Below are 14,473 nucleotides of genomic sequence, written 5' to 3' on the forward strand. Positions count from 1 at the left end.
ATGACGGCGGCCAAGGTTGATTTCAGCTCGGTCCGTTGGGGCTCGGTGGAGTGGACCAACCTCGTCACGCTCTACCTGCGCGCCTACGAGAGCCGCACGCCGCACCCGATCCTGGGCGACCGCTCGGCCGCCGAGGCGGTGGATCGGATCGACTACGACTTCAACCGAATCCGGCGCAGCTCCCTGCCGTGGTCGAACCAGTACCTGGTCGCGTTGCGGGCCCGGCGGCTCGACGACTGGTGTGCGGACTTCCTGCGCCGGCACCCCGATGCCGTGGTGCTGCACCTCGGCTGTGGCCTGGACGGCCGCGCGTTTCGCCTCACGCTGCCCCCGTCGGTGCTCTGGTTCGACGTCGACCAGCCCGGGGTCATCGAACTGCGCCGACGCCTGTATGAGGACACCGAACGCTACCGAATGATCGGCTCGTCGGTGACCGAACCCGGGTGGCTCGACCAGATCCCCGCCGGATGCCCCACCCTCCTCGTCGCCGAGGGCCTGGTCATGTACCTGACGGAAAGTGAGGTCCGGCGGCTGCTCCAGCGGGTCACGGACCGATTCGGTTGTGGCGAAATGCAATTCGACACGCTCACGGCGCTGGCACCGCTGATGTCCAAGCTGTTCACGAGGGGCATCATCAAGTGGGGCATCCGCGACGCCCGCGAGATCCAGGCGTGGAACCCACGGCTGCGCCTGGTCGAGCAGACACCCACCCTGGCCGGCTACCGGCAAATCCCGAACGCCGCGGTGCGCTGGATCTACCGACTGATGTGGGTCACCCCGTCACGCTCCTACGACGTGCTCAACCGCTTCGAGTTCTGAACCGGCCCTCAGCGGCGGGTCAGCGAACTCAGGGCCGCCGACAGCGCGGCCACCGTGTCGGCATCGAGCGGCACCTCGGCCTCGGCGGCGGTGACCACGTCGACCGGCACCCCCGCCGCGTTGGCCAGTTCCTCGGCGGTCAGCTCGGCGCGATACCGGGCGGCGTACAGCCGCTGGCCCAGGGTCGCGCCGGGGGCGCGCGCCGCGCGCAGCATCAGGTCCTTGTAGCTGCGCCGAACGGCGCTGAGCACCAGGGCGACCTCGGGCGCGCCCTTGGCGCTGCGCGCGGCGCCCGCGGCGACGCCCTCGAGCTTGCGCAGGTCGGCGAGGATCCCGGCGGCCCGCTGACTGAAGGCCGGGTCTGAGGTGTCGGGCAACGACTCGATCGCCGTGGTGATCGTGGTCAGCGCGACCTCCACGGCCTCGGCGAGCAGGGGGGCCCGCACCGTATTGGTCATGACGACGGTGTCCTCGCCGTTGGTGTCGGCCTGTTCGCGGCGGATCCGGGCGATGGTGCCGTGCGGCCACTGCAACGCATCCTCGAGCCTGGCGAGCGTGGCCTTGCGGGGCCAGCGCCGGCCCTTCTCGAAGTCGATCAGCGCGCCGGCGTTCACGATTCCGCTGCGCGCCAGGTACCGCTGGGTGAGCTTGAGTTCCTCGCGCCGCGCGGCCACCGCGGCGCCGGCGCGGGCGATGCCGACATCGACGGTGTCGAGCGTGCGCTCGCTCTCCTCGTCGTCGGCGCCGGCGTCGGACCCGTGTTCGGCCGCCGTCGGGGCGGCGAACGAGAAGCCGACCGGGATGCCCCGGGGGTTGCCCAGATGAATCGTCATGTTGTCCCGAATCGGAATCATGGACTGCCGAACGCCGTCGACGAAGACACCGTTCCGGCTCTGGTCGACGGCGACCCAGCCGCTTGGCGTGCAGTCCAGCCGGACATGGGTACGGGAAATGCGGTCGTCGTTGATGCGCACCTGTGCCGGAAATTCGCGACCGATGGTGATCGGCGCGTCGCCGTCCTGGGCGGTGTAGGCCTGGTCGCCGACCCGAATGGTCAACGACGGCCGCCGGTAGGCGGGCGCCCCCGTGCCGCCCATGGTCACCATCGATCACACTCCCGCGTCGCCAGCCCGAACTGCACCCAAATGCACCGAAATGCTACGCAACGCTAGCATGGGCACCCCTGGTTTCCGTGGCACCGCGCTCCGCCTTGCGGCGGGCGCCCGAAACGGCCGATCTGCAACCAACGGCGCTGAGCTGGGCCGATGTGGCGTCACCGGTCGACCACCGCCGTCCTGGCCGCCGCCGCCCGCCACACTTCGGCCCCGCCGCGTTCCGTAGCACCGGCGGCGTCCCGTCCGGCAGGACTGCGACCTGGGCGTGGCGAGCGGGATGTTATGCGGGTGCAAAGCTTCTTCGCGTTTGCCTGCGGGACTCGCCCGCGCTCGCTAGCGTCGAGCAGAGCAGCCAGCAACGTGTTGGCGGGCGGACCGCGAGGGCCGCCGGAAACTGGAGGGGTTGACGTGAGGAAGACTATCGCCGCTGGTGCGCTGGCATTTTGCGGATTCCTGACCACGGGCGTGGGGATCAGCAACGCCGACGAGATTCAGGTCGAGGGCAACTATTCGACGGAGGCAGCTTGCGTGGTGGACGGCCCGCACGTCGAAGTCGACCACCCCGGGACCTGGACCCATTTCTCCTGCGTTCAGCACCCGGATGGCCTCTGGTACCTGTACCTCAGCAACTGATGCCGCGGCGGGCCGCCGCCGATCAGAGGTCGGCGGCGAGCCGGCGCAGGATGTCGGCCGCGGGTTCGGCCGTCGCGTGGCGGTACCCGGTGCCCGCCCACAGATGCACATACTCCGGCCTGCCCGCCGCCGCGGCGGCCTTGCGCAGGGGACTGGTCAGGTGGTGAATCGCGGGGTATCCGAGCGGCGCCTCTGACTCGTGCGCGTCGATGAACGCATTCCGCAGCCCGCGGGCCGGGCGGCCGGTGAACGAGTGGGTGATCACCGTCTCGGTGAACGCGGGATCGGCGAGGGCCGACCGGTGGGTGGCCGACGCGCCGCTCTCGTCGGCACGCAGCAGGACCGTCCCCACCACCGCGGCCGCGGCGCCGGCCCCGATGACCTCGGCCACCGCGCGGGGGGTGGCGAGTCCGCCGGCGGCCAGGATGGGCAGCGGCACCGCGGCGGCGACCCGCCTGACGAGGTCCACGATGGGCACCGGCGCCGGAAATTCCCACGACTTGCGCGGTGACAGCGTGCCCGAGTGTCCACCGGCCGCGGCGGCCTGCACGGCCAGCATGTCGACTCCTGCGGCGTGGGCCAGCGCCGCCTCGTCGGCGTTCGTCACCGTTTGCACGACGACGCTCTTGGTCCGTTGCAGCGCCGCGATCACATCGCGCGGCGGTATGCCGAAGGTAAACGACACCATCGGCACCGGGTCATCCAGCAGCAGCGCGATCTTCTCGTCGAACTTGTCGGTGTCCTCGATCGGCTCGGTGGGCAGCGTCAACCCGAACTGGTCGGCGTCTTTCTGGATCGTGGCGGCGTAGGTTCGATACGCGTCCGGGCCGACGGGGAGCGGGTTAGGCGCGAACAGGTTGATGCCGAACGGGATACCTTCGGCGCGAACGCTTTTGATCTCGGCCTCGACGGCTTCCACGCTCTTGTAACCCGCCGCGAGCATGCCGAAGGCGCCGGCGCGCGTCGCGGCCGACACCATGGCCGGGGTGGTGGGGCCACCCGACATCGGGGCAGCGATCAGTGGAACGGACATCCCGAATTGCGCCAGCATCTTGCTCCCCTTCGGCGTCGCGAGACTCGACGGCGGATGCCTCGACACTATCGGTGCCGGCGCCCGCTCGGCGCCCGCCCCTGCGGACCTGACAAGATTCATCAGCGTGCAGCGGCCCAACTTCTTGGTGATAGTGGCGGACGACCTCGGGTTCTCCGATCTCGGCGCCTTCGGCGGCGAAATCAATACGCCCAACCTCGACCGACTGGCCTACGCCGGGCTCCGCCTGACCGACTTCCATTCCGCGCCCGCCTGCTCACCCACCCGGGCGATGCTGCTGACCGGAACGGATCACCACGTGGCCGGCATCGGCACGATGCTCGAGGTGGCGGTCCCCGGGTTCCAGGGTGCGCCCGGCTACGAGGGGCACCTAAACGACCGGGTGGCGGCGCTGCCCGAGCTTCTGCACGACGCCGGTTATCTGACGCTGATGTCGGGCAAGTGGCACCTGGGCGGCACGATCGAGACATCGCCGTGGGCAAGGGGATTCGAGCGCTCGTTCGCGCTGCTGCCGGCCGGCGCCAGCCACTACGGAGCCGAGGCGGGCGGGGGATTCTCGCCCGTTCCGACGCTGTACACGGAAGACGACCGGTTCGTCACGGTCGGCGCCGACTTCTACTCGTCGGACGCTTACACCGACACGCTGCTGCGTTACTTCCGCGAGCGGGCCGATGGTGACGACCGGCCATTCTTCGCCTATTTGCCCTTCCAGGCGCCGCACTGGCCGCTGCAGGCGCCGTCGGAGACCATCGCCACCTACCGAGGCCGCTACGACGCCGGCCCGGACGCCCTGCGCGACGAGCGGTTGGCCGCCCTCAAACGGATGGGGTTGTGCCCGCCCGACGTCGAGGCGCACCCGGTGGTGGCCGACGGTGCCCCGGAGTGGGCCGACATGAGCGCCGACGAACGGGCGGTGTCTGCTCGGACCATGGAGGTCTACGCCGCGATGGTCGACCGGATGGACCACAACGTCGGCCGGGTGCTCGACTACCTCACTGAGACGGGGGAGCTCGATGACACGGTCGTGATCTTCCTGTCCGACAACGGCGCCGAGGGCGCGATCGTCGAGGCGATGCCACTGCGCGGCCCCGAGATCGCCGCCCGGATCGAGGAGAACTGTGACAACAGCCTCGACAACCTCGGTGGGCCGACGTCGTTCTGCTGGTACGGCCCGCGCTGGGCGCAGGCCGCCACCGCGCCATCGCGGCTACACAAGGCGTTCACCACCGAGGGCGGAATCCGGGTCACCGGATTCATCACCTGGCCGGGATTTGCCCGGCAGGGCGAGATCGGCACTGCGTTCAGCACCGTCATGGACATCGCCCCGACGCTCCTCGAACTCGCCGGGGTCGAGCACCCCGGCACGACCTACCGTGACCGCCGGATCGAGCCCGTGCGGGGCCGTTCGCTGGTGCCCTACCTGTCCGGGGACCGTGCGGCCGTGCACGACGCCGAAACCAGCACCGGCTGGGAGTTGTTCGGCCGCCGTGCGATTCGCCAGGGCGACTGGAAGGCGCTGCACCTGCCCGCGCCCTACGGCCCGGGCGCCTGGCAGCTCTACGACCTGTCCCGCGACCCCGGTGAGATCGACGATCAGGCCGCTTCGAATCCGGAGAAGCTCGGCGAGCTGCTCGCGTTGTGGGACCGCTATGTCGAGGAGAACGGCGTGCTCACCGAGCCCGTCTCGGTGTTCGACGCCGACCTGCAGGCGTTCGCCCACGACCCCTCGGCTTAGTCTGGCCTTCGCTGGTTGCTGGTCGCTGGTCGCTGGGTGCCATCCGCCGGGATCGCGGGGTGGGTCGTGTTCCGCCGCGGATCGCTACCACTCCGGCGATCTCGGCGCCGAACAGAACTCGAGCCGCGGCCGCAAGCCGCCGGAAACCCGGCGTCACCGGCCCGCAACCCGGATCGGCTATCTTCGGCTGGTGTCGTCAGGGGGAGGTTTCCCCGGAATTTCGCCTCAGGGGGTTGATGTGACGCCGGAAACCGAGACGGGCAACCAGGATTCGTCTCGGGCTTCTTCGCTGGGAGAAGCCGATCTCGACACCCTGACCGCCACCCGGGAGACGCTCGAAGACTACACGCTGCGCTTCGCGCCCCGCAGCTACCGGCGATGGTCCACGGCGGTCGTGGGCATCTCCGCCCTCGGCGGCATCGCGTACCTTGCCGACTTCGCGATCGGCGCGAACGTCGGCATTTCCTACGGCACGGGGAATGCGTTGTGCGGCATCGGGATCTTCGCCGCCGTCGTCTTTCTGACCGGTTTGCCGCTGGCGTACTACGCGGCGCGCTACAACGTCGACCTGGACCTGATCACCCGCGGCAGCGGTTTCGGCTACTACGGCTCGGTGGTCACCAACGTCATCTTTGCGACGTTCACGTTCATCTTCTTCGCGCTCGAGGGCTCCATCATGGCGCAGGGCCTCAAATTGGGCCTGCACATCCCGCTGTGGTTGGGCTACGCCGCGTCCACGCTGCTCATCTTCCCGCTCGTGATCTACGGCATGAAAGTGCTTTCCCAGCTGCAGCTTTGGACCACGCCGCTGTGGCTGGTCCTGATGGTGTTGCCATTCGCCTATCTCCTCGTCAGCCACCCGCACTCGATCGGGCGATTCTTTGCCTATGGCGGCCAGGCGGGTAACGGCGAAATGAACATCGGCCCAACACTATTGGCGGCCGGAGTTTGCCTGTCGCTCATCGCCCAGATCGCCGAGCAAATCGATTACCTGCGCTTCATGCCGCCGCGGACCCCGGCCAACTCGCGGAGCTGGTGGACCTGGATGTTGCTGGCCGGGCCCGGCTGGGTGGTGTTCGGGGCGGCCAAGCAAATCATCGGGCTCTTCCTGGCCGTGTATCTCATCTCCGATGTCGCGGGCTCCGCCGCGATCGCCAACCAGCCCGTGCACCAGTTCCTGCTGGTGTACCGCAACTTCATGCCGGGCTGGCTCGCGCTGACTCTGGCCGTGATCCTGGTCGTGCTCAGCCAGATCAAGATCAACGTGACCAACGCCTACTCCGGCTCGTTGGCATGGACGAATTCCTTCACCCGGGTCACCAAGCGTTACCCCGGGCGCGTCGTGTTCCTCGGCGTCAACCTGGCGATCGCACTGATCATGATGGAAGCCGACATGTTCGACGTCCTCAACACGATCCTCGGGTTCTACGCCAACTGCGGCATGGCCTGGGTGGTGGCGGTCGCGTCGGACATCGTCATTAACAAGTACGTCCTCAAGCTGTCACCGAAGCGGCCCGAATTCCGCCGCGGCATGCTTTATGCGATCAATCCGGTCGGGTTCGGCTCGCTGGTCTTGGCTGCGGGCTTGTCTATCGTCGCGTTCTTCGGCGGCCTGGGCGCCACCCTGCGGCCCTACTCACCGTTGGTGGCTATCGTCGTGGCGCTGGTGATGCCGCCGGCGATCGCGGCCGCGACAAGAGGGAAGTACTACCTGCGCCGCACGGACGACGGCATCGACCTGCCGATGTTCGACGAGTACGGCAATCCCTCTGCGGCTCACTTGAAATGCCATGTCTGTCAACACAATTACGAGCGACCCGACGTGCTGGCCTGCGAAACCCACGGCGCCCACGTCTGCTCGCTGTGCCTGTCCACCGACCGGCTCGCCGACCACGTGCTCCCGGCTCGCGGCTGACCGACCCCGGCGCATCCTATGCTGAGCGGTGATGGGTGAGACGACCACGTGCGCGATCGTCGGCGGCGGCCCGGCCGGAATCGTTCTCGGGTTGCTGCTGGCGCGCGCCGGCGTGGAGGTCACGTTGCTGGAGAAGCACGGCGACTTCCTGCGCGACTTTCGTGGCGACACGGTGCATCCCACCACCATGCGGCTGCTCGACGAGCTGGGCCTGTGGGAGCGCTTCGCGGCCCTGCCGCACACCGAGGTGCACACGGCGACACTCGAGGCCAGCGGGCGGTCGGTGACCTACGTCGACTTCGGGCGGCTACGCCAGCCGCACCCTTTCGTCGCGATGGTCCCGCAGTGGGATCTGTTGAAGCTGCTCGCCGACGCCGCCCAGTCCGAGCCGAACTTCACGCTGCGGATGAACGCCGAGGTCACGGGCCTGCTGCGCGAGGGCGACAAGGTGACCGGGGTGAGCTATCGGGGTCCCGACGGTCCTGGTGAATTGCGGGCCGAGCTGACCGTCGCCTGCGACGGCCGCTGGTCGGTCGTGCGGCGCGAAGCCGGGCTGAAGACGCGCGAGTTCCCGGTGAAGTTCGACGTGTGGTGGTTCAGGCTGCCGCACAAGGAAGACACGGAATACTCCTTCCTGCCGCGCGTCGGCCCGGGCAAGGCCCTGGGCGTCATCCCGCGCGAAGGGTATTACCAGATTGCGTACATCGGGCCCAAGGGCACGGACGGGCAATTGCGCGCGCTTGGCGTCGAGGCGTTCCGCCGCGACGTCGGCGAGCTACTCCCGGACATGACCGCCTCGGTGGCGGCGCTGGCGTCGATGGACGAGGTAAAGCATCTCGACGTCCGGGTGGATCGGCTGCGGCGCTGGCACACGGACGGCCTGCTGTGTATCGGCGACGCGGCCCACGCGATGTCCCCGCTGGGCGGCGTAGGCATCAACCTCGCCGTCCAGGACGCCGTCGCGGCCGCGACCCTGCTGGCCGGCCCCTTGCGCCGGCACCATGTCACCGGGCGCGATCTGGCGCGGGTGCGGCGCCGCCGGCTCTTCCCGGCCGCCCTCACCCAGGCGGTGCAGCGGGTCCTGCACCGGGTCCTGCTCGGGCCGCTGCTGCGCGGTGCCGATCCCACCCCGCCCGCCGCCCTGCTCGGCCTGATGCAGCGGCTGCCGTGGCTGTCGGTCGTGCCGGCGTACTTCATCGGCGTCGGCGTCCGGCCCGAGCACGCACCGCCATTTGCGCGTCGCAGCCCCGCTGGGGGCGGTGGCTGAGGTGCTAGCGTCGGCTCCGTGTCTGGGCAACTGCGGATCGGCATCCTGGGCGCCGCACGCATCGCGCCCTTGGCCGTCGTCAATCCCGCGAAGGACAACGACGAGGTGGTGGTCACGGCGGTGGCCGCCCGCGACGTGGCGCGCGCCCGGGCCTTCGCCGGCAAGCACGGCATCGGCCGGGTGCACGAAAGCTACGAGGCGCTGACCGCCGACCCCGGCATCGACGCGGTCTACAACCCCTTGCCCAACGGTCTGCACGGCCGGTGGACCCGCGCCGCCATCGCCGCCGGCAAGCACGTGCTGTGTGAAAAGCCCTTCACCGCCAACGCGGCCGAGGCCCGCGAAATCGCCGGGCTGGCCGAGGATTCCGAGCGGGTGGTGATGGAGGCCTTCCACTATCGCTACCACCCCCTGACCCTGCGCGCCGAGGAGATCATCGCCTCCGGCGAGCTGGGCAGGCTGCTGCGCGTGGAGGCCGCCATGTGCTTCCCCCTGCCGAAGTTCTCCGATATCCGGTACAACTACTCGCTGGCCGGTGGCGCCACGATGGACGCCGGCTGTTACGCGGTCCACATGGTCCGCACGTTCGGCGGTTCGACGCCGGAAGTGCTTTGGGCGCACGCGAAGACGCGGGACGCCCGGGTCGACCGCGCGATGACGGCCGAGGTGGTCTTCGGCGGCGGGCACACCGGCCGCATCCGCTGCTCGCTGTGGTCGTCGCGGCTGCTGCAGATCAGCGCTCGCGTGGTGGGCGAACACGGGGAACTCCGAATCCTCAACCCCGTGTTGCCTTCCCTGATGAACCGGCTGTCGGTCCATTCCCCGGACGGCCGGCGCGTGGAGCGCTTCGCCCGGCGAGCGTCCTACGCTTACCAGCTCGACGCCTTCGCCGCAGCGGTGCTCCGAGGCCAGCCGGTGAAGACGACCCCCGCGGACGCGATCGAGAACATGACCGTCATCGACGCGATCTATCGCGCCGCCGGCCTCCCGCTGCGCTACCCCAGCTGAGCCTCCGACAGCAGCCTGCGCGCGGCGGCGACGCACGGGCGCAGGCGCTCGATCGGGCTCACCCCGGCCAGCGCGAGCGATCGCCTGGGCACTTCGATCTCGATGACGACGTCGCGGGGAAGTGCGGAAAGCATTCTGCGAAGCGGTAGTTCACCCTCACCGGGGACCATCCGCTCGAACATGGCCTCCTCGAGGTAGTTGCCGAGGCGGGGCCGTGCCGTCGTGTCGTTCAGCTGTGCGTAACCGATGAGCTGCGGGTCGATGGCCGCCAGATCGGCGGCGTCAGAGCCGGAACGCGCGATATGCATGGCGTCGATCAACAATCGGAAGTCCGGCCGGGCGACGTGCTCGCGGGCCGCCAGCGCGCTAGCCAGGTCCCCGACGGTGAGTCCCGGTACCGGTTCCACGAGCGTCTCGATGCGCCGCTGGCCGGCGAGTTCTGCCAGGGCCCCGAACTGATCGAAGGTACGCCCGAGATCCGGGTCCAGGCTCACCACGTTGATCCGGGGCACGCCGAGCTCGGCCAGGGCGTCGAGATCCCCTGCCCACGAGCCCGTTTCGGTGCCGGGCAGGACCAGGAAGCCGTCGCCGAGCGAAATCTGCACACCGCGGTGGTACAGGGCGGCGCGAATCTCGTTCCTCAGCGGGGCATCAGTCAGCGAGTACCGCGGGTAGCCGAGCGCCAGCAAGGGTCTGCCGTGCACGACGGTCGACATCAGGCGGCAGCCGAGGTCCGCCGTGAGTTCGACGAACTCAACCGGGGGGAGCCCGAAGGCGTTGAGAAAGCCGATGCCCAGCCGGTCCATGTGCGCTCCGGTCGAATGTTGTGCGCGCCCGAAATGTCCTAGCGCCAATGTCCTAGCGCCAATGTCCTAGCGCCCAAACCACGCTACCGTTCCTTTACGACACTATGAATGTAGAGTAGTCTCCGGACCCGAGACCGGATGGACAGACGACGAAAGCCCAATCCCGCTGAGCGCCGCCGCGAATTGTGCGACGCGGCCATCGGATTGCTGGCCGACGACGGGGCCAAAGGGCTGAGCCATCTCAAAGTCGACCGCAGGGCCGGCGTCCCGGACGGCACCACGTCGTTCTACTTCCGAACCCGTTCGGCGCTGCTGCGCGCCGTCGCCGAACGGCTCGCCGAGCTCGACCTCGCCGACCTGCAGTCGGTCGCCGACAGTTCGGACGGGCGGGGCGACAACCCCTCGCCGTCGCGGCTGTCGCAGGTGGTCATCCAATCTGCCAGCGAGCCTTATCTGTACCGGACCAAAGCGCGATACGAGCTGACGATGCAGGCGAGCCGCGACCCGGCCCTGGCGGCCATCCTGCAGCAGGCGACGGACGGGTTCACCAAGCTGCATCGGGAAATCCTGGTGCAGCTCATGCCGCACGGCGCGGACCTCGAGCCCGCCGTGGTGGAGGACCTCAGCAACGTGACGCTCACGTTCATCAACGGGCTGCTGATGCGGTTCGCCCACGGCGACCAGATCGTCAACACGCCGGAGCAACTCGACGACATCCTTTCCGCCATCGCCGCCGGCATCCTCCGGAATCCGGCCAGGGGCCGGCTGACCGGCGACGGCGGCCGGCCCGGCACCTAGCGTGCCGACACCAACCACGGAAGTCGGCGCCGGGCCTTGCCAGCGCAACTGCCGTATGGTTCTCTACAACAATGTCCTCTACAACAATAGAGTGATCCGGTGTTCACGGGCCGCCGGTGAACCCCTTTTCGGCCCAACCCGTGCGCATGTCAAAAGCAATGCAATTAAGCGGAGTGTACAAATTGTCCGAACCGGAATCCGCGCTGGCACAGCGGTGCCGGGAGCCCGGGTGCGGCTGTACCGGTCTTCGTAAGTGGCGGCGGTAGGAGGGATTTCGTGACCACGAGCACCGATAGCCATGTTCGTTTCGACCCGTACGATGTCGAGCTGATCGCCGACCCGTATCCGATGTTCGCGCGCCTGCGTGACGAGGCGCCGCTGTATTACAACGCCGAATACGACTTCTACGCGCTCAGCCGGTTCGCCGATGTCAATAAGGCATTGATCGATACCACGACATTTAGCTCGGCCCGGGGGGTGATCCTGGAGCTGATCAAGGCCAACCTCGAGATTCCACCGGGCATGCTCATCTTCGAGGACCCGCCGATCCACGACGTGCACCGCAAGCTGCTGTCGCGTATGTTCACCCCCCGCAAGATCGCCGCGCTGGAGCCGATGATCCGCGAGTTCTGCGCCGAAGCGCTGGACCCGCTGGTGGGTTCCGGAAGGTTTGACTTCGTCACCGATCTGGGCGCGATCATGCCGATGAAGGTCATCAGCATGTTGCTCGGCATTCCCGAGGACGACCAGGAATACATCCGCGACCGCGGCAACGCGCAACTGCGCACCGAGGCCGGAAAGCCGATGAAGGCCGCCGAACAGGGCCTGTCCGTGGGCGAGCAGTTCGAGGCCTATATCGACTGGCGCGCCAACAATCCCTCCGACGACATCATGACCGAACTGCTCAACGTCGAGTTCGTCGACGAGACGGGCGTCACCCGGCGGCTGAGACGCGAGGAGATTCTCGTATATGTCAACGTCGTGGCCGGCGCGGGCAACGAAACCACAACACGGCTGATCGGTTGGGCGGGAAAGGTTCTCGCGGAACACCCCGACCAGCGACGCGAACTCGTCGATAACCCCGCGCTCATCCCGCAGGCGATCGAGGAGCTGCTGCGTTTCGAGCCGCCGGCACCGCACATGGCGCGGTATGTGACCCGCGACTTCACGGTGTACGACCAGACCGTGCCGCGAGGCAGCGTGATGCTGATGCTGATCGGCGCGGCGTGCCGTGACGAACGCCAATTCGGTCCCGACGCGGGCGAATTCAACATTCATCGGGTGGCCCGGCCGCACCTCACGTTCAGCGTGGGCGCCCACTTCTGCCTGGGCTCGGCGCTGGCGCGGCTGGAAGGCCGGATCGCTCTGGAGGAAATCCTGAAACGGTTTCCGGAGTGGGACCTCGATCTGGCCAACGCGACGCTCAGCCCGACGTCGACGGTGCGGGGCTGGGAAACCCTGCCGACGTCGGTACCCAGATGACCGGACGGGTCGCGGGCAAGGTCGCCTTCATCAGCGGCGCAGCGCGGGGCCAGGGCCGCAGCCACGCGGTCAGGCTGGCCCAGGAGGGCGCCGACATCATCGCGGTCGACGTCTGCGGGCCGATCGAGAACCTCGCCTATCCCCACTCGACCCCGGAGGACCTGGCCCAAACGGTGGAGCTGGTGAAGGCGCAGGATCGTCGCATCGTCACCGCACAGGTGGATGTCCGCGACTACGAGGCGCTGAAATCCGCGGCGGACAGCGGCGTGCACGAACTCGGGCGGCTCGACGTCATCGTCGCCAACGCCGGCGTGGGCACCGACGGCACGAAACTGCACAAGATCCGCGAAGACGTCTGGCAGGACATGATCGACATCAATCTCAGCGGCGTCTGGCACACCGTCAAAGCGGCGGTCCCACATATGCTTTCGGGCGGCCGCGGCGGGTCGATCGTCCTCACCAGCTCGGTGGGCGGGCGTAAGGCCTATCCGAACACCGGCCACTACGTCGCCGCCAAGCACGGCGTCATCGGCCTGATGCGGTCCTTCGCGGTCGAGCTGGGCCAGCACATGATCCGCGTCAACGCGGTCCTGCCCACCCAGGTCAGCACAAAGATGGTGATGAACGACCAGACCTTCCGGTTGTTCCGCCCGGACCTGCCCAACCCGGGTCCCGGCGACTTCGCCCCCATCTCGCAGATGATGCACACATTGCCGGTGCCCTGGGTGGAGGCCGCCGACGTCAGCAACGCGGTGCTGTTCTTCGCATCCGACGAATCGCGTTATGTCACCGGCGTTTCGCTTCCCGTAGACGCGGGCAGCTTGCTCAAGTAGGCAGCCAGGAGAAGTCGGAGAGAGTGGAGAAGACCATGCCCGAATACGACTACGAGGAAATGAAGAAGGAAGCCGAGCCGTACATCAAGTTCGAGAAAGACAAGAAGAACCGGATCGCCTACATCACCTTCGACCGTCCCGAGGCGCAGAACTCCGCCACGCTGGGCATGCGGCAGAACTACGCCGATCTGATCCACAAGTGCAACGTGGACGACGACGTCAAGGTCGTGGTCATCCGCGGCGAGGGCGAGGACTTCGGCAGCGGCGGGGACCTGCCTGAACAGCGGGGAATGATCGAAAACCCCGGCATGCCGCTGCTGCACGAGCTCGCAATCAACGACGACGACGTGAAGTACCCGCCGGGCGAGTCGTACCGGTACCTGTCGACCGTCACGGATTTCTATGCCAAGGCCCGTGCCGGCTGCCGGCCGCTGCAGGAGTTGCGCAAGATCAGCATCATCGAAGCCAAGGGGTACTGCTACGGCTGGCACTTCTACCAGGCAGGCGACGCCGACCTGGTGGTGTCCTCGGACGACGCCCTGTTCGGGCATCCGGCCTTCCGCTATGTGGGCTGGGGCCCGCGCCTGTGGTGGTGGGCCGAGACCATGGGCCTGCGCAAGTTCTCCGAAATGCTGTTCACCGGAAGGCCCTTCACCGCGAAAGAAATGTACGAGTGCGGGTTCGTCAACAGCGTGGTGCCGCGCGAGAAACTAGAAGACGAGACGCTGAAGTACGCGACGGCGTGCTCGCGTTCGCGGCCCACCGACACCGTCGCCGTGCAGAAGACCTTCCTCGAGCTGTACAAGCAGCACAAGGGCGAGTACTTCGGCAGCCTGCTCACCGGCATGGTCGAAGGCATGCTTCCCTTGATCAGCAACGACCGGGAGAACGAGGTCGACCTGACCGGAGGCACCTTCGAGAAGGGCCTCAACAACGTGGTGAAGGACAACGACCTGAACTTCCCGCCGGAGTGGCGCCTCAGCCGCTCGGGTCGCAACAAGCCGTGACCCC

At 67.9% G+C, this 14,473-nt stretch carries 13 protein-coding genes; 10 read left to right on the forward strand and 3 right to left on the reverse strand.

Annotated features, from left to right (window positions below):
• The gene (locus G6N56_RS02820; protein ID WP_085256785.1) at positions 1-819 is read left to right on the forward strand and encodes a class I SAM-dependent methyltransferase; all 819 of its coding nucleotides are present in this window, start codon (positions 1-3) and stop codon (positions 817-819) included.
• Between the two features lie 8 nt (positions 820-827).
• Here the strand turns inward: G6N56_RS02820 and G6N56_RS02825 are convergent, their stop codons facing one another.
• Positions 828-1,925 (reverse strand): FHA domain-containing protein, encoded by a 1,098-nt coding sequence (locus G6N56_RS02825; RefSeq protein WP_085256784.1) that lies wholly within the window; start codon positions 1,923-1,925, stop codon positions 828-830.
• 417 nt (positions 1,926-2,342) lie between these two features.
• On the opposite strand from G6N56_RS02825, the gene G6N56_RS02830 reads away from it, so the two are divergent.
• Positions 2,343-2,567 (forward strand): hypothetical protein, encoded by a 225-nt coding sequence (locus G6N56_RS02830; RefSeq protein WP_085256783.1) that lies wholly within the window; start codon positions 2,343-2,345, stop codon positions 2,565-2,567.
• Positions 2,568-2,589: 22 nt separating this feature from the next.
• Here G6N56_RS02830 and G6N56_RS02835 read toward each other — a convergent pair whose 3' ends face one another.
• Positions 2,590-3,618 carry an NAD(P)H-dependent flavin oxidoreductase gene (locus G6N56_RS02835; RefSeq protein ID WP_085256782.1) on the reverse strand — a complete coding sequence of 343 codons (1,029 nt, stop codon included), beginning with the start codon at positions 3,616-3,618 and terminating at the stop codon, positions 2,590-2,592.
• Positions 3,619-3,724: 106 nt separating this feature from the next.
• Between G6N56_RS02835 and G6N56_RS02840 the strand changes: the two genes are divergently transcribed.
• From G6N56_RS02840 to G6N56_RS02855, 4 genes are all read left to right on the forward strand, one after another.
• Positions 3,725-5,353, forward strand: coding sequence for an arylsulfatase (locus tag G6N56_RS02840; protein WP_085256912.1), 1,629 nt, complete (start codon positions 3,725-3,727; stop codon positions 5,351-5,353).
• 289 nt (positions 5,354-5,642) lie between these two features.
• Positions 5,643-7,268: a purine-cytosine permease family protein gene (locus tag G6N56_RS02845; RefSeq protein WP_142280705.1), complete on the forward strand. Its 1,626-nt coding sequence runs from the start codon at positions 5,643-5,645 to the stop codon at positions 7,266-7,268.
• A gap of 31 nt (positions 7,269-7,299) precedes the next feature.
• Positions 7,300-8,535, forward strand: coding sequence for an FAD-dependent oxidoreductase (locus G6N56_RS02850; protein ID WP_085256780.1), 1,236 nt, complete (start codon positions 7,300-7,302; stop codon positions 8,533-8,535).
• An 18-nt stretch (positions 8,536-8,553) separates the two neighbouring features.
• The gene (locus G6N56_RS02855; RefSeq protein WP_085256779.1) at positions 8,554-9,543 is read left to right on the forward strand and encodes a Gfo/Idh/MocA family protein; all 990 of its coding nucleotides are present in this window, start codon (positions 8,554-8,556) and stop codon (positions 9,541-9,543) included.
• On the opposite strand, the gene G6N56_RS02860 is transcribed toward G6N56_RS02855, so the two are convergent.
• Positions 9,531-10,349, reverse strand: a complete 819-nt coding sequence (locus G6N56_RS02860; RefSeq protein ID WP_085256778.1) for a sugar phosphate isomerase/epimerase family protein — start codon at positions 10,347-10,349, stop codon at positions 9,531-9,533. The two genes, G6N56_RS02855 and G6N56_RS02860, sit on opposite strands and share 13 nt — an antisense overlap.
• A 138-nt stretch (positions 10,350-10,487) precedes the next feature.
• Here G6N56_RS02860 and G6N56_RS02865 point away from each other — a divergent pair, with 138 nt between their 5' ends.
• The 4 genes from G6N56_RS02865 to G6N56_RS02880 all read left to right on the forward strand — a co-directional run bounded on the left by G6N56_RS02865 (position 10,488) and on the right by G6N56_RS02880 (position 14,469).
• The gene (locus tag G6N56_RS02865; protein WP_085256777.1) at positions 10,488-11,147 is read left to right on the forward strand and encodes a TetR/AcrR family transcriptional regulator; all 660 of its coding nucleotides are present in this window, start codon (positions 10,488-10,490) and stop codon (positions 11,145-11,147) included.
• A 276-nt stretch (positions 11,148-11,423) separates the two neighbouring features.
• Positions 11,424-12,629: a cytochrome P450 gene (locus G6N56_RS02870; RefSeq protein ID WP_085256776.1), complete on the forward strand. Its 1,206-nt coding sequence runs from the start codon at positions 11,424-11,426 to the stop codon at positions 12,627-12,629.
• Positions 12,626-13,462 carry a mycofactocin-coupled SDR family oxidoreductase gene (locus G6N56_RS02875; protein ID WP_085256775.1) on the forward strand — a complete coding sequence of 279 codons (837 nt, stop codon included), beginning with the start codon at positions 12,626-12,628 and terminating at the stop codon, positions 13,460-13,462. The genes G6N56_RS02870 and G6N56_RS02875 overlap by 4 nt, the downstream gene beginning before the upstream one ends.
• Before the next feature lie 35 nt (positions 13,463-13,497).
• Positions 13,498-14,469, forward strand: coding sequence for an enoyl-CoA hydratase/isomerase family protein (locus G6N56_RS02880; RefSeq protein ID WP_085256911.1), 972 nt, complete (start codon positions 13,498-13,500; stop codon positions 14,467-14,469).
• Positions 14,470-14,473 lie beyond the last annotated feature (4 nt).

This window comes from Mycobacterium saskatchewanense (assembly GCF_010729105.1).
Classification (GTDB): domain Bacteria; phylum Actinomycetota; class Actinomycetes; order Mycobacteriales; family Mycobacteriaceae; genus Mycobacterium; species Mycobacterium saskatchewanense.

Excerpts from the sequence above, each read along its gene's own strand:
- G6N56_RS02850 (WP_085256780.1), top strand. The coding sequence starts at position 7,300 with ATGGGTGAGACGACCACGTGCGCGATCGTCGGCGGCGGCCCGGCCGGA.
- G6N56_RS02865 (WP_085256777.1), top strand. The coding sequence starts at position 10,488 with ATGGACAGACGACGAAAGCCCAATCCCGCTGAGCGCCGCCGCGAATTG.
- G6N56_RS02875 (WP_085256775.1), top strand. The coding sequence starts at position 12,626 with ATGACCGGACGGGTCGCGGGCAAGGTCGCCTTCATCAGCGGCGCAGCG.
- G6N56_RS02880 (WP_085256911.1), top strand. The coding sequence starts at position 13,498 with ATGCCCGAATACGACTACGAGGAAATGAAGAAGGAAGCCGAGCCGTAC.
- G6N56_RS02860 (WP_085256778.1), bottom strand. The coding sequence starts at position 10,349 with ATGGACCGGCTGGGCATCGGCTTTCTCAACGCCTTCGGGCTCCCCCCG.
- G6N56_RS02825 (WP_085256784.1), bottom strand. The coding sequence starts at position 1,925 with ATGGTGACCATGGGCGGCACGGGGGCGCCCGCCTACCGGCGGCCGTCG.
- G6N56_RS02820 (WP_085256785.1), top strand. The coding sequence starts at position 1 with ATGACGGCGGCCAAGGTTGATTTCAGCTCGGTCCGTTGGGGCTCGGTG.
- G6N56_RS02835 (WP_085256782.1), bottom strand. The coding sequence starts at position 3,618 with ATGCTGGCGCAATTCGGGATGTCCGTTCCACTGATCGCTGCCCCGATG.